The 17,110-nt window shown below is 71.6% G+C and carries 17 protein-coding genes; 10 read left to right on the top strand and 7 right to left on the bottom strand.

Annotation, left to right across the window (positions count from 1 at the left end; genetic code table 11):
• Window positions 1-50: 50 nt before the first annotated feature.
• Window positions 51-1,148 (bottom strand): hypothetical protein, encoded by a 1,098-nt coding sequence (locus ACFVFQ_RS10540; protein WP_383412047.1) that lies wholly within the window; start codon window positions 1,146-1,148, stop codon window positions 51-53.
• A gap of 170 nt (window positions 1,149-1,318) precedes the next feature.
• Here ACFVFQ_RS10540 and ACFVFQ_RS10535 point away from each other — a divergent pair, with 170 nt between their 5' ends.
• The 5 genes from ACFVFQ_RS10535 to ACFVFQ_RS10515 all read left to right on the top strand — a co-directional run bounded on the left by ACFVFQ_RS10535 (window position 1,319) and on the right by ACFVFQ_RS10515 (window position 6,069).
• Entirely contained in the window at window positions 1,319-1,843 is a 525-nt protein-coding gene (locus ACFVFQ_RS10535; RefSeq protein WP_383412044.1) for a MarR family winged helix-turn-helix transcriptional regulator, read from the top strand.
• Window positions 1,834-3,132, top strand: a complete 1,299-nt coding sequence (locus tag ACFVFQ_RS10530; protein ID WP_383412041.1) for an MFS transporter — start codon at window positions 1,834-1,836, stop codon at window positions 3,130-3,132. The genes ACFVFQ_RS10535 and ACFVFQ_RS10530 overlap by 10 nt, the downstream gene beginning before the upstream one ends.
• A gap of 150 nt (window positions 3,133-3,282) precedes the next feature.
• Window positions 3,283-3,891 carry a Type-2Aa cytolytic delta-endotoxin gene (locus ACFVFQ_RS10525; RefSeq protein WP_383412034.1) on the top strand — a complete coding sequence of 203 codons (609 nt, stop codon included), beginning with the start codon at window positions 3,283-3,285 and terminating at the stop codon, window positions 3,889-3,891.
• A gap of 341 nt (window positions 3,892-4,232) precedes the next feature.
• Window positions 4,233-4,802, top strand: coding sequence for a TetR/AcrR family transcriptional regulator (locus ACFVFQ_RS10520; protein ID WP_383412028.1), 570 nt, complete (start codon window positions 4,233-4,235; stop codon window positions 4,800-4,802).
• 76 nt (window positions 4,803-4,878) lie between these two features.
• Window positions 4,879-6,069 (top strand): GDSL-type esterase/lipase family protein, encoded by a 1,191-nt coding sequence (locus ACFVFQ_RS10515; RefSeq protein ID WP_383412025.1) that lies wholly within the window; start codon window positions 4,879-4,881, stop codon window positions 6,067-6,069.
• 19 nt (window positions 6,070-6,088) lie between these two features.
• Here ACFVFQ_RS10515 and ACFVFQ_RS10510 read toward each other — a convergent pair whose 3' ends face one another.
• Both ACFVFQ_RS10510 and ACFVFQ_RS10505 read right to left on the bottom strand, forming a co-directional pair.
• Complete coding sequence (locus tag ACFVFQ_RS10510) at window positions 6,089-7,555, bottom strand: M64 family metallopeptidase (protein ID WP_383412022.1); 1,467 nt, start codon at window positions 7,553-7,555, stop codon at window positions 6,089-6,091.
• A gap of 112 nt (window positions 7,556-7,667) precedes the next feature.
• Window positions 7,668-9,074 carry a cytochrome P450 gene (locus ACFVFQ_RS10505; protein ID WP_383412020.1) on the bottom strand — a complete coding sequence of 469 codons (1,407 nt, stop codon included), beginning with the start codon at window positions 9,072-9,074 and terminating at the stop codon, window positions 7,668-7,670.
• Window positions 9,075-9,229: 155 nt separating this feature from the next.
• Here ACFVFQ_RS10505 and ACFVFQ_RS10500 point away from each other — a divergent pair, with 155 nt between their 5' ends.
• The gene (locus ACFVFQ_RS10500) at window positions 9,230-9,502 is read left to right on the top strand and encodes a hypothetical protein (RefSeq protein ID WP_383412015.1); all 273 of its coding nucleotides are present in this window, start codon (window positions 9,230-9,232) and stop codon (window positions 9,500-9,502) included.
• A 42-nt stretch (window positions 9,503-9,544) separates the two neighbouring features.
• Here the strand turns inward: ACFVFQ_RS10500 and ACFVFQ_RS10495 are convergent, their stop codons facing one another.
• Entirely contained in the window at window positions 9,545-9,715 is a 171-nt protein-coding gene (locus tag ACFVFQ_RS10495) for a hypothetical protein (protein ID WP_383412013.1), read from the bottom strand.
• Window positions 9,716-10,788: 1,073 nt separating this feature from the next.
• Between ACFVFQ_RS10495 and ACFVFQ_RS10490 the strand changes: the two genes are divergently transcribed.
• The 3 genes from ACFVFQ_RS10490 (at window position 10,789) to ACFVFQ_RS10480 (ending at window position 14,254) form a co-directional block, all read left to right on the top strand.
• Window positions 10,789-13,371 carry an ATP-dependent Clp protease ATP-binding subunit gene (locus ACFVFQ_RS10490; protein WP_383412010.1) on the top strand — a complete coding sequence of 861 codons (2,583 nt, stop codon included), beginning with the start codon at window positions 10,789-10,791 and terminating at the stop codon, window positions 13,369-13,371.
• Window positions 13,372-13,383: 12 nt separating this feature from the next.
• The gene (locus tag ACFVFQ_RS10485; RefSeq protein WP_383412359.1) at window positions 13,384-13,899 is read left to right on the top strand and encodes a DUF6328 family protein; all 516 of its coding nucleotides are present in this window, start codon (window positions 13,384-13,386) and stop codon (window positions 13,897-13,899) included.
• Between the two features lie 118 nt (window positions 13,900-14,017).
• Window positions 14,018-14,254 (top strand): hypothetical protein, encoded by a 237-nt coding sequence (locus ACFVFQ_RS10480; RefSeq protein WP_274917636.1) that lies wholly within the window; start codon window positions 14,018-14,020, stop codon window positions 14,252-14,254.
• Between the two features lie 86 nt (window positions 14,255-14,340).
• Here the strand turns inward: ACFVFQ_RS10480 and ACFVFQ_RS10475 are convergent, their stop codons facing one another.
• The 3 genes from ACFVFQ_RS10475 to ACFVFQ_RS10465 all read right to left on the bottom strand — a co-directional run bounded on the left by ACFVFQ_RS10475 (window position 14,341) and on the right by ACFVFQ_RS10465 (window position 16,649).
• Complete coding sequence (locus tag ACFVFQ_RS10475; RefSeq protein ID WP_383412006.1) at window positions 14,341-15,483, bottom strand: hypothetical protein; 1,143 nt, start codon at window positions 15,481-15,483, stop codon at window positions 14,341-14,343.
• A gap of 182 nt (window positions 15,484-15,665) precedes the next feature.
• Window positions 15,666-16,472 carry a VOC family protein gene (locus ACFVFQ_RS10470; RefSeq protein ID WP_383412003.1) on the bottom strand — a complete coding sequence of 269 codons (807 nt, stop codon included), beginning with the start codon at window positions 16,470-16,472 and terminating at the stop codon, window positions 15,666-15,668.
• Between the two features lie 9 nt (window positions 16,473-16,481).
• Window positions 16,482-16,649, bottom strand: coding sequence for a hydrophobic protein (locus ACFVFQ_RS10465; RefSeq protein ID WP_383412000.1), 168 nt, complete (start codon window positions 16,647-16,649; stop codon window positions 16,482-16,484).
• Window positions 16,650-16,908: 259 nt separating this feature from the next.
• On the opposite strand from ACFVFQ_RS10465, the gene ACFVFQ_RS10460 reads away from it, so the two are divergent.
• The gene (locus tag ACFVFQ_RS10460) at window positions 16,909-17,097 is read left to right on the top strand and encodes a DUF6381 family protein (protein ID WP_383411997.1); all 189 of its coding nucleotides are present in this window, start codon (window positions 16,909-16,911) and stop codon (window positions 17,095-17,097) included.
• Window positions 17,098-17,110: the final 13 nt, after the last annotated feature.

The following is a 17,110-nucleotide window of genomic DNA, read 5'->3' as shown; positions in this document are numbered from 1 at the left end:
CTGCTGGGTTGCGGAAGCGACGGACGGTGGGCCGGCTACGCCGCGGCCACTCAGCCTGCGGGGGCCGCCTTGCGGAGGGCGGTGATGCAGGTGGCGATGGCCTGTTGGAGCTCTTCCAGCCGCTGGACCATGTCGTCCTCGTAGATGTCGTCGGCGTCGTCGAAGGTCAGCTCCTCAAACACCTTCGTCGCCTTCTGCAGACTGCTGTAGAACTTGGTGCGGCGCTCCTGGACGCGCAGTTCGGGGTCGGTCTCGACGGCCTGCACCACGAGGCCCTTGACCGTGTCGTACGCCTCGGTGACCCACTCACCGGCCTCCTCGTCATCATCCAGTTCGTCGAGGAGGGACAGGTGTCGCTCGGCCTCCGCGCGGAGTTCGACGGGGGCGTCGACGGTCTGCCCGGCCGGGGTTTTGATCTGGCCCATCTCCGCGATCTGGCGCACGTATCCGATGCGGTCGGCCGCCCGGCTCTCGGTGGCCACCGCCTTCTTGAGGCCCTCGGTCCGGAGAACGTCGCGGGCCAACTCCGCCTGGAGAGCCGGGTCTTCTTTGATCCGGTCCAGCAGCGCGCTCTGGGCGGCCTTGGCGGTCGAGGGGTCGGCGAGGATCGCGGCGCGCAGCGCGGTGGGGTTCTCCGCGACCTCCAGGGCCTTGGTCGGCCGGATGCCCTCGGCCTCGGCCGCAGCGGTGATCGCGGTACCGCGCACGGACGTGGCGCTGTTGCGGGAGCTGTAGTACGAGAGCCACATCTCGGCGTCCGGCAGCTCGACGTCCTCGCCGGGGGCCAGCGCCTCGAACTGCGGGACCACACCGTCGTCAGCGGCCATGTCCCACGCCTTGTAGAACCGCATCACGCGCTCCGGCGAGCACTCGGCCAGCTCGGCGAACTCCTTCGCGGAGACCTTCGAAGTCTCCCCCGCAGCCTGTCCCCCGGGCCGCACGCTGCGCGCGACCTTCAGCGCGAACGCCCAGCCGCCGGTCCGCGCGTACGCCCCGAACTCGCGGGCATCCCGCACGATCAAGTCGTCGGCAGCACCCGCTGTGACCTCATCGCCGGACGACGCCCCCTCGTCCCAGAAATTCTCTTCTTCCGGCGCCTCGTCGACGGGCGGGACGGTCGCTACGGACGCGGCGGTCGCTACGGTCACAGGGCACTCCCCAGATCAATGCGGGTGGCAAGAGATAGAGCGAGCAGCCTATATGAACCCGTTCACGCGGTTTGCGGGCTCCCGTCGAGGTGATCAACGTCCACGCGGAGGGGTCCGCGCGACCCGGCGAAATACAACAGCACTTATATAAGTCCTGTTATGGTTGCGGCATGAGCGGCATCCCCACCACCGGCCCCGGCCCCGGCCCCGGCGACGATCCCAGTCAGGAGAGTCTGTGGCGCCCCCTGCGACTGTTGCAGGAGCGGATGGACGCGGAGATCGAGCGGGTCTATGCGGAGCGGCAGATCGAGGGGCTGAAGCCCAGTTTCGTGCGGGAGTTGTTGCGGCTGCACGCCCGTGGGCCGATGACGATCACGGCGTTGGCCGAGTCGGTCGGTCGGACGCACTCCGCGCTCAGTCAGAAGGTGGCCGCGATGCGGGCGGCCGGCTGGGTCGAGACCGTGACTGGCGAGGACGCGCGCAGCAAGCAGGTGGCACTGACGGACAAGGCGCGCGGCGCCATCGGACGGTTGGCGGCGGAGTGGCGGGCAACCGAGGCCGCGCTGGCCGAACTTGAGGCCGAGGTGCCGTATCCGCTCTCCCGGGTCGTCGTCGACATCGAGCGGGCGTTGGAACGCAAGAGCTTCCACGACCGGATCGTGGAGCAGCTGGCGACGGATCCCGCATGGGAATGAGGCGCGCGCTGATCGATGTCACGCCGTTGCGGACGTCGAGGGCCTTTCGGCGGCTCTGGGCCGGCCAGACGCTCTCCGGGTTCGGCGGCCAAATGACCGTTGCCGCCGTGATGTTCCAGGTCTGGCAGATGACGCACAGCACCGTCTGGAGCGGGGCGGTCGCCCTGGCCCAGGCGGTTCCCCTCATCGCGCTGGGGCTGTTCGCGGGGGCGGTCGTCGACCGCGTGGACCGGCGGACCTGCTACGTCGCGATGACGGCCGGCCAGGCCGTCTGTTCGGTGGCGTTGGCGGTGCAGGGGTTCGTCGGCGGGATGCCTGTGGTGGGGGTGGTGCTGCTGGTGGCGGCGCAGTCCTGCTTCGTGGCCGGCGGCGGACCGGCGGCCAAGACGTTCGTTCCGACGCTGTTGCCCGGGGAGCAGTTGGCCGCCGGGTTGGCACTGCGACGGATCTCCTTCCAGGGCGCGATGTTGGTCGGGCCGGCACTGGCCGGGCTGATACTGGGCGGGCCCGGAGTCGGTGCCTGTTACGCGCTCGACGCGCTCAGTTTCGCCGGCGCGCTGTATGGGGCGTTGAGGCTGCCGCCGATCGCAGCGGGCGGGGGACGGGAGGAGGCAGCGGCATCGGCGCGGGCCGGGCTGCGGGACGTTGCGGACGGGCTGGCCTTCCTGGTCCGCACGCCCGCCGTTCGCGGGGCGCTGCTGACGGATCTGGCAACCACCGTGCTGTCGATGCCGATCAGCCTGTTCCCGCTGGTCAACGCCGAACGCTTCGGGGACAGTCCACGGACGCTGGGCCTGTTCCTGTCCGCGGTCTCGATCGGCGGCATCGCCGCCTCGCTCTTCTCCGGGACGTTCACCAGGCTGCCCAGGCCCGGTCTGGTCATGCTCGGCGGCTCGGCGGGCTGGGGGCTGGCACTCGCCCTGTTCGGCCTCGCGCCCAACAGGTGGCTGGCGTTGGCCTGTCTGGTCCTGGCAGGTGCGGCAGACACCGTTTCCGTGGTGTCCCGGAGCGCCATCGTCCAGTCACACACCCCGAACGCGTTGCTGGGCCGGGTCGGCGCCGCGGAACAGATCGTCGGCCAGGCCGGGCCCGATCTCGGCAACATGCGGGGCGGGTTGGTGGCGAACGCGACGTCGGGAACGGTGGCGTTGGTCAGCGGTGGAGTGCTGTGTCTGGCGGCCGTCGCGACGGTGGGGGCCCTCACGCCGGGGTTGCGGGGACGGGGCGAGCCAGGCAGGCGGGGTGGTCGGAGCACCGCGGTCACGGGGGCCGCCCAGTCGGGTTCTTGACCCCGTACGGTGACGGGCCGTCAGGTGCGTTCACCGCCGCACCTCCGGTCGGGGCGCCGGGCGTAACGAGAGGGCGGTGACGCCACCGAGCAGGCGCGGGTGCATACTTCCGGTCGGCGCGACGCGATTTCCCGCATGTGAGGAGCAGTCATGTCCGACCAGCCCACCGCCGCGAAGACGGCCTTCAAGGCACCGTTCAAGACGGTCTTCGAGGTGGGCCCCGCCGCCCTGGAACGGGTGCAGGCCGTTGCCGACACGTTCCAGCACGCGATCGCGCCGGCAGCCACGGACGTCGACTTCGGCGAGGTCAGCCGGGCCGCGAGCGCCGTTCCCGAAGGAGTCACCGTCAAGACGGTCCGTGGTTGGGGCCTCCAGGAGACCGCACCGATCGGCGTGATGGTGATGTCGCTCCGGGAGGCCGTCCGCCAGGCGCTCCCCCACCCCTTCGACAACCCCGCCTTCTGGGAGAAGGCCGAGGCCGCCCTCACCGAGGTCTTCGTCGGCCTGCGCGACCAGGACGCCGCGCACCTCTCCTTCCACGGCGACTCCCCCGACAACACCAGCTACCGCTACAACCTGCTGTTCGCCCTCCAGGACGACGAGACCGAGGGCTTCCTCTACGCCGTCGCCTTCTGCATCGACGTCACGCTCGCGCTGAGCCCGGACAGGGTCGGCGCGCTCACCGTGGACGACGTCGCGCAGTGCGCGATCCGCGTCAACGCGCTCACGGTACGGCAGCCGGCACCCACGCCTGCCTGATCCAGGCAGTGATCTGAGACCGGCCGCGGTCTGATCCAAGTGGCGCTCTGACGCGGCGGGTTGGGGAAGCGGCCGGCTATTGGCGGAGCGGTGAAGCGGGGTGCCGGTGGGGAGGTGGGCGCAGCTGCCCTCCCCAGCGGCACCCCGCCACGACTGCACGCCCACCCAGGCCCATGACCAGCACACCCACGACCACGCCCGCGTGCACGCCCCCACGCACGCCCATACCCGTATCCGCGTGCGCGCACATACACACGGTAGCCATCGACACCTAAGTGCTACACTCATTCACCTAAAGCCTTTAGGAAGAAACTAGAACACTGAAGGAAGTGGCAACCGTCATGGTGCGCGTAGGGCTGACCACGGAACGCCTGGTTCGGGCGGGAGCCGAGCTGGCCGACGAGGTGGGGTTCGAGCAGGTGACCGCCTCGGCGCTCGCCAGGCGGTTCGACGTCAAGGTCGCGAGCCTGTACTCGCATGTGAAGAACTCCCACGACCTCAAGACCAAGATCGCCCTGCTCGCCCTGGAAGAACTCGCCGACCGGGCCGCCGAGGCCCTGGCGGGGCGTGCCGGCCGGGACGCCCTGACCGCCTTCGCCAACGTCTACCGCGACTACGCCCAGGAACACCCCGGCCGCTACGCCGCCGCTCAGTTCAGGCTCGACCCGGAAACCGCGGCGGCGAGCGCGGGCGTCAAGCACGCGCAGATGATGCGGGCGATCCTGCGCGGTTACCACCTGACGGAGCCGGACCAGACCCACGCCGTGCGGATGTTGGGCAGCGTCTTCCACGGCTACGTCAGCCTGGAGTTGGCCGGTGGGTTCAGTCACAGCGCACCCGACTCGCAGGAGTCGTGGTCACGGACCCTGGACGCCCTTGACGCCCTGTTGCGGAACTGGCCCGCGCGCTGAACCCCACCCCACCCCCGACCACACCCACCGAACCGACCGAACCGGCAAACCGGCCGACGTCAGCAGAGGCAACGCGATGAGCACCGAGCAGCACACCTGGATCACCACCCCCCTCACCCCGGACCTCGTGCGCGGCGCGCTCGACCTGGAGCGCACCGCACACGGCCTGCTGCCGCACCGGCTGCCCGCCCGGGCCCGCGCCCAGTGCACGGACGACCAACTCGCCATGGCCGAGTCCCAACCCTCAGGCGTGCGGCTGGCGTTCCGCACGCGGGCCACCATCATCGAGTTGGAGACCCTGCCCACCAAGCGGGAGTACGTGGGCGTGCCGGCCCGCCCGGACGGGGTGTACGACCTCCTCGTCGACGGTCAACTGGCCGGTCAGCAAAGCGTGTTCGGCGGTGCCACGCTCACCATCGACATGGCCGCCGGAACGTTCGAGCACCGGCCCGGCCCGACCGGCACCCTGCGCTTCGCCGCCGATCTGCCGGACCGCGTCAAGGACGTCGAGATCTGGCTGCCGCACACCGAGACCACCGAACTCGTCGCGCTGCGCACCGACGCCCCCGTCGAACCCGCGCCAACCCGGGGCCGCAAGGTGTGGCTGCACCACGGCAGTTCGATCAGCCACGGCTCCAACGCGGCCAGCCCCACCACCACCTGGCCCGCGCTCGCCGCCTCCCTCGGCGGCGTGGAGCTGATCAACCTGGGCCTGGGCGGCGGGGCGCTGCTCGATCCGTTCACCGCCCGCGCGATGCGTGACACCCCAGCCGACCTGCTCAGCATCAAGATGGGGATCAACCTGGTCAACGCCGACCTGATGCGGTTGCGCGCCTTCACCCCCGCCGTCCACGGCTTCCTGGACACCGTCCGCGGGGGCCACCCCACCACCCCCCTGCTGGTCGTCTCGCCGATCCTGTGCCCCGTCCACGAAGACACCCCCGGCCCCTGCGCCCCGGACCTCAGCACCGGGCAACTGCGGTTCCGGGCCACGGGCGATCCGGCGGACCGGGCGATGGGCAAGCTCACCCTGAACGTCATCCGCGACGAGCTGGCCCGGATCGTGGCGCAGCGCGCCGCCGAGGACCCGAACCTCTTCTACCTCGACGGTCGCGAGCTCTACGGCGAGGCGGACTTCGCCGAGTTGCCGCTGCCCGACGCCCTCCACCCGGACGCGGCCACCCACCGCCGTATCGGCGAACGCTTCGCCGAGTTGGCCTTCGCCGACGGCCGGCCGTTCGCGGAGCGCAACGGGGCCGGTGCCTGAGGGCGGGCACGGACGGACCCTAACGCCCCGCCCGCCCAGGCACCGCCGCGGCATCCGGCGTCGCCACAACACGGGCGGCGAGGTCCGTACCGGAGCCTGCACCAGCGCCCGCGCCGTGTTGCACGGTCCAGCCGGTGGAGCCGGTCAGGTTGGCGCGCACCGCCGGGTCCCGTACCGCGGAGGTGGCGTCGGTGACGGTCGCCGTCAGGCGGTGCGAGCCGCTGCCGAACCGGAGTTGACGAAGCGTCACGCGAGCGCGGTCGCGGTGGTCGCGCAGTTCGCGGCCGTCGAGATACCAGCGGACGAACACCTCGCCATGCGCGGCATCGCCTGGCCGCGGCAGGGCCAGGCTCGCCGTGGCACTCCCCCGTTGGGTTCGATTGACCGGGGCGGCCGGCGAGGCGTGCCGGTAGAAGCCGGCGATCATGGCTTCCGTGCCAGGCAGGTTGAAGGGCCTGCCGAGGGTGCGCATCAGGGAGTCTGCCGTGGGGCGGTACAGGCCCTTCACGTAGTAGTTGCCGCCCTCGAACGCGCCGACCGTGCCGCCGTCCGGCGAGGCCGCGCCCAGCCAGCGGTACCACTTGGTGCGCTCGGCGGCCATGGCGTCCGCGTTCAGTACGGACGAGTTGGCCTCCGGCTTCTCGGGCCCGGTGTACTGCTGGTACTCGGGGATGCCTGGGTAGGCGTACTCGTCGGCCAGCTTGCCGAGGGAGTGGCCGGTCTCGTGGACGGCGACCTGACTGGATGCCGCGTCATGCGCGGAGGCGGTGGCGATGCCTTCGTAACCGAGCGTCGGACTGGCCTCGTTGTAGCCGGCGCCGCCGTACTTCGCGCTGTTGGCGAGCACGATCACCAGGTCGGCCTGTGGTGCCTTGGCGACGTAGGAGTCGACCTTCCGTTGGTCGATGCAGAGCAGTCGCTCGGTGTCGTCGCACCAGAAATGGGCGCCGAGTGCGGTGTTGCGGACGACGTCCTTGCCGGGATCTCCGCTCACCCCGCTGTCGTGGGAGACGGCGTCGACGGTCCAGACGTTGAAGAGTTTCTGGTAGGTGCGGTACGGCTCCACGCCGAGGAAGTCGAGCCACTTCTGCTTGGCGTCGGTGTGGAACTGGTCGAGCTGGTCCGCGGTGTAGCCGTCGCCGATGACCACGACGTCGAGCCGGTCCTTGGGGTCACCGTTGTCGATGACCTTGGTGACGCGGCCGTCGGCGCCCCCTGCGGCGGCGGTCAGGCCGACAGGAGTCAGGCTTGTGGCGGAGGCGCGCGGGAAGCTGCGGGGGACGTAGCGGTAACCGGATCCCGCCGGACCATCGGCGGCGGCCGGGTCATCGGCCGCCGGGCCGGGGACTTCCACGCGCACCCGGGGGCCCGGATCGGCGGCGGCCGGCACGGCGAGACCCGTGAGCGCCAGCGCACACACCCCCGCGACGGCGGATATCCGTCTGAGGCGACGTCGAGGCAGTCGAGGCAGTCGAGGCAAGAGCATCAAATCTCCATACTGAGAAGGGAGTTGGACTGGGAGAGTCGTGAACGTGGAGAGAGCTGAGGGGGAGGGAGGTGTGGACGCGTTGCTCCGCCCCTCCCCCGACGGCCGGAAGCTAACGCCGCAGGCTCACCGTCATGCGGATGTCGTCCGCCGCCCACAGGACGAACCGTTCGATCGGCGTCACCCCGTGACCCGGTACGGGCCGGAAGCGGAAGCGCTTGAGCAGGACGGCCAGCATCAGCTGGGCCTCGACCGTGGCCAGTGCGGCGCCCTCACAGCTTCGCGGCCCGAAGCCGAACGGGACATACGCCAACTTCGGCCGCCCGGCCGACTCTTCGGGCGTGAAGCGCTCGGGCCGGAACCGCTCCGGCTCGGGCCAGTATTCGGGGTTCATGTGCACGGCCCAGAACGGACAGAAGACCGTCATCCCGGCCGGGATCTCGTAGTCGCCCACCACCAGGGCTTCGGACGTCTCCCGCGCGCCGTACGGGCCGGGCGGGTAGAGCCGCATCGCTTCCTTGAGCGTCATGTCCAGATAGCGGAGCCGGCGCAGATCGGCGTACTCGGGCGCGGTGCGCGTGCCGAGCACCTGGTCCAGCTCGTCGGCGACCCGTTCGGCGACGTCGGGGTGGCGCCCGAGCAGATGCAGGGTCCACGACACCGCCACCCCGGTCGTGTGATGGGCGGCCAGCATCGTCACCATGGCGGTGTCGCGGATGCGCGCGGGCCGCTCACCGGCCGCCACGAGCGCGCCGATCAGATCGCTCCGGTCCGTGCGGCCGCCGGACCGGTGCTTGCCGACCAACTCGTCTACGGTGACGCGCAGTTGGGCCAGGGCGACCTCGGCCCGCTCGTCGCGCGCCGCTTGCAGGTCCGCGGGCGGCGCGTCGTAGAGCCGTCCCAGATGCGCGGTGAGCACGTCCTCGAACGCGGCGACCACACCGTCCGGATCGGCCACTTCACCACCCAGCGCATACCCACCGATCATGCGCAGCGACAGTGCCGTGAGGTCCTTCTGCAACGCGACGGACGCCTGCTGTGTGCCGTCGGGCTGACCAGGTTGGGCAGCTGCCCCAGTCTGCCCCGCCCCACCAGCCTGTTCCGCTTCCTCGGACTGCTCCGCTTCCTCGGACTGCTCCGCCCAACGGTCCGCGAGCTCCATCACCAACTCCGTGAACCGCGCGAAGTGCCGCTCGTGGGACGGCCGTCCGGCCAGTACGGACAGCAGCAGTTGGCGCCACGGCGCGTGCTCCTCGGCCGGCATCACCTGGAGGTTGCCCGCCTCGCAGAGCGGATCCAGGAACGCGAACAGTCGCTCCGGCCGCCTGTCGATGTCCGCCGTGGCCTCCAACAGCACCGGATCGGCGATCGACACCACCTCTCCCGCGCCCGGGAGTTGGAACCGCACGACGGGGCCGTAGTCGGCGTGCAGCCGGAGTTGATAGGTGTGCAGTCCGCCCGCGGCCGCGATGGCGCCCGCCCCGCCGTCCGCCCGGGCCGCAGGACCAGGGATCCTCATGACGACCGCCCCTCCAGTTCACAGTCAGCCCAACGCACCGCCCCCCCCGCACGCGCAGCCCGATCGTACGGGCTCGCCCCCGCGCCTGGCAGGGCCGAACTCTCGCCCGCGGCGGCATCCACGTCTACGCGCCGTTCGCCAGCGCGCCGTTGCAGGTGTTCTTCGTCGGCCTGGCTGTGCTCGATCCGCTGGTCGTCGCGCTGGTCGCGGGCCTGCGCACGGCGGGCGTCCGACTGGCCGCCGCGGTCATGACGCTGGACGTCGTCGCGAACTGGATCGTCAACTGGCCCCAACTACGCGCCGATCCAGCATGGTTGCTGCGGCCTGTCGGACTGCTCCCCCTCACGCTCTTCGGCCTGTTCGTGCTCGCGACCGCGGTTCCGGTGCTCCGGGTGGTGACGGGAGCGGCGGGCCGCCCCGCGGGGTGAGGTGACGGTACACCTCTCGCCCGTGGCGGCGGTCGGCACGCGTCAGCGGTCGACAGTCGTCCGCAAACCGCCCGCGATCCGCTGCCACTTCGTGAAGACGTCGAGGAGTTCGTCCGCCGACGCACGGTCGATCTCGTCGTCGAAGCGCCGGGCGAGGGACGGGCTGGCTAGTGCCTCACGAATTCGCTCGATGGTCCATGGCACGCTGCTCATACCGTCCTCCCTGTTCCGACGCGGTGAAGCTGTCCAAGATACCGGCCCGGGCCAGACACCTGAAGCGCGCTGCCCCCACCACAACCCGAAGAGGCGAATGTTGGGGCGGGAGTTCGCGACGGCGTACGCCGAGGGGAACACCGGGTGCGCAAGACCTTCAGCCGGCGCTCGGCGCTGTTTTTGTCGCCCACTCTTCGCACGCGCGGAAAGCCGTTTTTCTCGTAGCACTCATCGGGGTGGTGCACACGCGGATATCGACCATCCCCAGCGGAGGTCCGGGAACCCGTTGGGACGCGGCAGCTTCGAGCGGATCGACGTCGCGACGCTCGTCGTGACCGTCCCTCCATACGCGCACCCGAACAACGAAGGGGCCGTCCCCCGTAACGGAGAACGGCCCCTTCTACAGAGCGCCTGGCCGGCCTTGCACCTGCATCTCCCACCGGTTGGTGGACGTCTTTCCTTGGACCACAGACGCACGACTCCCGCCCGCTGCCGCGGACCGAAGCTGCGCCATGATCATATCGGATGCCGGGGGCGCTCTGTCCACTTCGCCCATGGCGCGGGCGACTGCCGAGCCGAACCGTTCTGCGCTCCGGCACGAATGAACTCGGCGCGGAGCAAGGCGAGTTGTGGAGTTGTGGAGTGGGTACCCCAGCCCAAGCCTTGAGCGCCGCACGGAAGCGCCGGGAGGCAGAACGCCAGTCAATCCCGCCATCCAGGCGGCGGGGGGTGTCCGGCGCCACCGCGGTACGGGCTCGTCCGTCCTGGGGCCGAAGAGCCCGGCAGCATCATGACCGGGCAAGGGCGTGGGTGGGCAGCGTCGTGGGCGGGCAACAGCGTCCCGAGGAGTCCCGAAGACGGGCTGCGGTCCCTGACCGTGGGCCCCGGCGTGCGGGCGTTGCCGCGGTGGCCGCCCGGCCCCCGGGTGCGAACGGTCCGTCGGGCATCGATCCTGAAGCAGAGGAGTCGCACGTCGCGGCGACGACGCACCGGGCGACTGCACAGGGAATGAGCACTAGGTACCTGACTAGGCAGCGTGTCGCGGCACCGTCGTGACAGCGGAACGGACGCACATGAGCAACGGATTCATGGGTCCGGAGGGTTATGGCCCGGACTCGTTCGGTGACTTTCTCGCGCGGTTCTTCGGGCGTTCCGCGGAGTCGGCCGGTGAGGAGGGGGGCACCGCGATGCCGCGGCAGGCGGACATCGCCCGGCTGATGAGCGGGCCGGCCCGCGATCTGGTGACCTCCGCCGCCGCGTACGCCGCCGAGCACGGCAGCCCCGAGCTGGGCACCGAGCACCTGCTGCGGGCGGCGCTCAGCTCGGAGCCGACCCGGACGCTGATGCGGCAGTCCGGGGCCGATCCGGACGCGCTGGCGGCCGAGATCGACCGCAACGCGGGCACCGGGCCGCTGCGCAAGAGCGTCGCGGTGACCCCGGCCGTCAAGCGGGCACTCCTGGGCGCGCACGAGCTGGCGCGCGGCACGGGTGCGTCGTACATCGGTCCGGAGCATGTGCTGGAGGCGTTGGCCGCGAACCCGGATTCGGCGGCGGGGCGCATCCTGCACCTGGCGCACTTCGACCCGCAGGCGGGCTCGGGCGGGCACGGCGGGGTCGGGGCGCACCCGCCGTCGGGGTCCAGCGCCGAGCACGGCCCGGCGCCGCATCACGAGACGCCGACGCTGGACAAGTACAGCCGGGACCTGACGGACCTGGCCCGGGCCGGCCGGATCGACCCGGTGATCGGGCGCGAGGAGCAGATCGAGCAGACCATCGAGGTGCTGTCGCGGCGCGGGAAGAACAACCCGGTGCTGGTCGGCGACGCGGGCGTGGGGAAGACCGCGATCGTGGAGGGGCTGGCGCAGCGGCTGGCGGACGGCGAGGTGCCGGACACGCTGGCCGGCCGGCGGATCGTGGCGCTGGACCTGACCGCGGTGGTGGCCGGTACCCGCTACCGCGGCGACTTCGAGGAGCGGATGAACAACATCATCGAGGAGGTCCGGGCGCACTCCGAGTCACTGATCGTCTTCATCGACGAGCTGCACACCGTGGTCGGGGCGGGTGGCGGCACCGGTGAGGGCGGTGCGCTGGAGGCCAGCAACATGCTCAAACCGGCGCTGGCGCGCGGCGAGTTGCATGTGATCGGGGCCAGCACGCTGGAGGAGTACCGGCGGTACATCGAGAAGGACGCGGCGCTGGCCCGGCGCTTCCAGCCGATCCTGGTGCCGGAGCCGAGCGTGCCCGACACGGTGCAGATCCTGCGCGGTCTCCAGGACCGTTACGAGGCCCACCACCAGGTTCGGTACACCAAAGAGGCGGTGCTGGCGGCGGTCGAGCTGTCGGACCGCTACATCACCGACCGGTTCCTGCCGGACAAGGCGATCGACCTGATCGACCAGGCGGGCGCCCGGGTCCGGCTGCGGTCGGCCACCAAGACGCCCAGCGTGCGCGACCTGGAGCGGGAGGCGGAGCAGCTGGTGCGGGACAAGGACCAGGCGGTCGCGGCGGAGCAGTACGAGCGGGCCACCGAGCTGCGGGACCGGATCGCCGCGCTCACCGAGCAGATCCGGGCCGCCCAGGAGACGCCGGGCGAGCGGCCGATGGGCGGCGACGGGCGGATCGTGGAGGTCACCGCCGAGGACGTCGCGGAGATCGTGTCGCGGCAGACCGGGGTGCCGGTGAGCAGCCTGACGGAGGAGGAGAAGGACCGGCTGCTGGGGCTGGAGGGGCGGCTGAAGAACCGGGTGATCGGCCAGGAGGACGCGGTGGCCGCGGTCGCGGAGGCGGTGCTGCGCTCCCGGGCCGGGCTCGCCGACCCGAACCGGCCGATCGGCAGCTTCCTCTTCCTCGGCCCGACGGGGGTGGGCAAGACGGAGCTGGCGCGGGCGCTGGCCGAGGCGTTGTTCGGCAGCGAGGACCGGATGGTGCGGCTGGACATGAGCGAGTATCAGGAGCGGCACACCGTCAGCCGGCTGATCGGGGCCCCTCCCGGATACATCGGCCATGACGACGCGGGCCAGTTGACCGAGGCGGTCCGCCACCACCCGTATTCCCTGCTGCTGTTGGACGAGGTGGAGAAGGCGCACCCGGACGTCTTCAACATGCTGCTCCAGGTCCTCGACGACGGACATCTGACGGACTCTCAGGGCCGCACGGTGGACTTCAAGAACACCGTGATCGTGATGACCAGCAACCTCGGATCGGACGCGCTCAGCGGCGGGCGCGGGGTGCTCGGCTTCGGATCTGCGGAGGCGGGAGCGGACGACGGCGCGCGGGACCGGGCGCTCGGTGCCCTGCGCGGACACTTCCGGCCCGAATTCCTCAACCGGCTCGACGAGATCATCATCTTCCGCCAACTCACCGACGAACAGCTCCACCAGATCACCGGGCTGCTGCTGGAGGGCACCCGCCGCCGGCTGCGCGCCCAGGACATCGCGGTGGAGTTCTCCCCCGCGGCCGTGGACTGGCTCACCCGCCGCGGCCACCAGCCGGAGTACGGCGCCCGGCCGCTGCGCCGGACCATCCAGCGCGAGGTCGACAACCCGCTGTCCCGGATGCTGCTCGACGGGGCGCTGTCGAGGGGCGACCGGGTGCGGGTGGACGTCACGGACGACGCGCTCGCGTTCCAGGCCAGCGCACCGGAGCGGGCGCAGTAGCGAGGAGTTGCCCTGAACGGTCAGCGCGACGACGGCGGCACGTCGAAGCCGGCCTGGGCGCACGGCCGCCGGGAGACCCAGGAGCAGCGCGCCGACCGCCGGTGGTCCGAGCTCCTCCAGGAGGTCCGGGTTATCCAGACCGGCGTGCAGATCCTCTTCGGCTTCCTGCTCACCGTGGTCTTCACCCCGCGGTTCGGCACGCTCGACACCACGGACCGGATCATCTACGTCATCACCGTGCTGCTGGGCGCGGCCACCACCGGGGCCCTGGTGGGCACGGTGACCTTCCACCGGCTGGTGTCCGGACACCGGCTCAAGCCACAGACGGTGCTGTGGGCCTCTCGGCTGGCGCTGGTCGGGGTGGTGTTGCTGCTGGCCACGGTGGCGTCGGCGCTGCTGCTCATCCTCCGGCTGGCGCTGGGCACCGGTGCCGCGCCGTGGTGGGTGGCGGGCCTGGTGGCGTGGTTCGTGGTGTGTTGGTTCGTGCTGCCGGCGTGGGTGCTGCGCCGCTATACGACGCGGGATTGAGCGCCCTGCGGGCCGGCGGGGGCGGTGCGACGATGAGAACGGGGCGCGCCGGCGGGCCGGCGGGGGTGGCTGAGCGGGGCCGGCGCCTTCGACGGATCCGCGGGATGGAGGAATCACCATGACGGTCTGCGAGGTCTGCGGGAACGACTACGCCCGGGGTTTCGAGGTGCGCATCGACGACGAGGTGCACGTCTTCGACTGCGTGGAGTGCGCCGCGCAGTCGCTCGCGCCGACGTGCGCGAACTGCCGGTGCCGGATCCTCGGACACGGACTGGAGGCGAGCGGCCGCTTCTTCTGCTGCGCGCACTGCGCACGGACCCAGGGGGTCATGGAGCTGGCCGACAGCGTCGCCTAGGGGCACGGGCCCGGCGACGCGTGGGCTGGGCCCCTCACGTGCTGCGGCGGCCGCCCCGAGGGACGGCCGCCGCATCCGCTCGCCGGTCACACACCGGCCGTCGCGGGCGTCACCCGGCGGGGGCGCAGGAGCAGCGCGGCGCCGGCCAGGCCGGCGCTGACGATGGCGAGTCCGACGGCCAGCAGCTCCGGCCACATCGAGGCGTCGCCCAGGCTGCTGCGCAGCGGGACCAGGACGCCGGCCCGGGACAGCGCGTGCAGGACGATCACGGTGACCGCGGCCACCGCACTCGCCGTCCAGACGACGGCCGTGTCGCGCATCGCCAGGCACCCGGCGAGCAGCAGGTACACCGCGGCGATGGTCATCGAGATGGCGTCCGAGGGGCCGCCGTGGCTCTCGGAGACGCCCAGCGGCAGGTGGCTCAGCCCGCACAGGACCAGGGCCGCGGCGGCGGGCCAGCGCAGCACCGACCGCAGCACGCCGCCGACCTCCTGCCCCGGCTGGGCGGGGGCCCCGGCCGCCGGCCAATCGGCGCCGGGGTACCGCGGGTTGGCCGCCGGCCAGGGGGCGCGCTGGGGGCGCGGCGGGGTGTCCCGGTGGGGGTTGTCCCGCATCGCCGGGTCGGCGGCGTCGGCCTGGCCCTGGCCGGGGCGGCCGTACTCGTGCCCCGAGTGCCCGTAAGGGTCGCCGTACGGGTCGGCGTAGGGGTCCGCATAGGGTTCCGCGTACGGATCGGCGTATGGGTCGTGGGTGACGGTGGGCAGGGTCGTCGTGGCCATGCCCATGGTGTCGGCGAAGGCGTCGGGGGTGCCGTCGCCGGGCGGTGGTCCGCCGACGGGCACGCTGCCTTCCTGGACCCGGTCGAACAGCTTGATGAGCTGGGCGACCTCGTCGACGGATCTGCCGACCGCCGCCGCACGCAGCGCCTCGTAGCTCGCCTCAGCGGTGTGCGGGGCCTCGCCGAGCAGGGCGAGCAGTGGCCCGACCTCGCTCACCGGGCGGCTCATGGCCGCGACCCGGAGGGCCTCGTCGCCCGGGTTGGGGTCTTCGCCGCTGCGCTTGAGCAGTTCCACGAGGGCGGCGACCTCTTCCACCGGTCTCGTGGTGGCCGCCGTCCACACGAGGGTGCGGAACGAGACGTTCTCTTGGCTGGTGGGCGGGGTGTGTTCGCCGTGCTCGGTCGGGGACGGGTCGGCTTGGCCCCCACGAGGAGCTGGTTCAGGTGACATGTAGGGACTCCACTGAACTAGGTGAGAGCGTTGGCACCGTGCGGCGCCGGCGCTCATCTGGCGTTGTGCCTGCTGTGGTTCAGCCAACGTCCCTCTTGGCCGCGGGCGCCAATGTTGGCGGGCCATCCGGTGGCGACACGCCGCGGGCCCGGTCGACGACCGGGCGTGTCGGCCGGGTGGGATCAGCCGGATGTGGTGGTGACGGTGAAGAGGCCGCCCTGGGGGTCGCGGATGACGGCCTCGCAGCCGGAGTCGTCCACCAGCGGTGTCACCGGGAGCGCGAGGCCGCCGGCGGCGACCGCGGCGGCGGTGACCCGCTCGATGTCGTCTACCGGGAAGGAGACGTGCCAACGGGGGCGGACGTGCGGGTCCGGGGCGGATTCGACGGCGCCGCCGCGGAGCGCGGCCACCGTGTGACCGCGCTCGTCGCGCACCACCACCTCGTCGTGCTCATAGCTGATGTCGCAGCCGCCGGGGCGGTCGGGGGACCAGCCGAAGACCTCGCCGTAGAAGATGGCCGCTTCGAAGGCGTCGCGGGTGCGCAGTTCCAGGCAGGTCGGCGCGCCACCCTGGCCGACCGCCCACGAGAGGGTCTGGCCCTCCCACAGGCCGAACACCGCGCCGTCCCGGTCGGCGGCGAGCGCGGCGCGGCCCTTGCCCAGGACGAGGGGGCCGACGGCGAGGGTGGCGCCGCGCTCGCGGATCCGGGCAGCGGTGTCGTTGGCGCTGGGCACCGCGAAGTACGGGGTCCAGGCGACCGGGACGTGCCACTGGATGCCGAGGGCGCCGATGCCGGCGACCGGGCGGCCCTCGGCGAGGGCGATGGCGCACTCGTCCCCTTCGGTGCCGGGGCGGAAGGTCCAGCCGAGGACCTTGGCGTAGAAGTCCTGGGCGGCCTGCCGGTCGCTGGTCATCAGGCTCACCCAGCAGGGGGCGCCGCCGAGGGTCGCGGTGGTGGTGCCGGTGGTGCGGGCTTGGGTGGCGGGCATGGCATTCGCCTACCGGTGGTGGCGGCCCCGGGTGCCCCGCGGGCGCGACGAACGGAACAGGAAGCCGATGAAGAAGACGGCGAGCAGGGCGACGGCGATGAGCCAGATCATTTTCATGACGAAACCGGCGCCCACGAAGAGCAGCACGAGCAGCAGGACGAGGAGGAGAGGGGCCACGGGATCCACCTCCGGAGGTTCCCTACCTGGCCCCACCATTATGCGCTTGTGGTGGGCGGCCGCCGGTGGGTCCGCGGGGCGCTCCGGGTGCCGGCGTCCTCGCGCACGGTGACGCTTCGAGGTACCGACGGGGGCGGGCCCTGTTTCGCTGGTAGGAGCGGCTTTCCGGGGCGGGTGCCCGCGGGCCGGGACGGCCGGACCCAGCGCGCCGCGCCCCTCGGGAACGCCGGGTATCGGCACGGTAGGAGAGGGAGCCGTCATGAGTTCGGAAGAGACCCGCGCACGCCTTCAGCAGATGCGCGAGAAGGCCAAGGAGCTGGCGGACGCCGCGGAGCACACCAGCGATCCGAAGGAGCGGCAGCGGCTGAAGGAGAAGTCCCGCCGGTTGCGGAGCCGGAGCGAACAGGAGAGCGCCATGCGCAGCGGGGACATCTACCCCTCGGAGTGAGCACCAGGTAGGC

Origin of the sequence: Streptomyces sp. NPDC057743, assembly GCF_042798755.1 — a bacterium.
In the GTDB taxonomy this organism is placed as follows: domain Bacteria; phylum Actinomycetota; class Actinomycetes; order Streptomycetales; family Streptomycetaceae; genus Streptomyces.
Note: the sequence above shows the minus strand (reverse complement) of the source record. Positions and strands in the feature narration are given on the sequence as shown.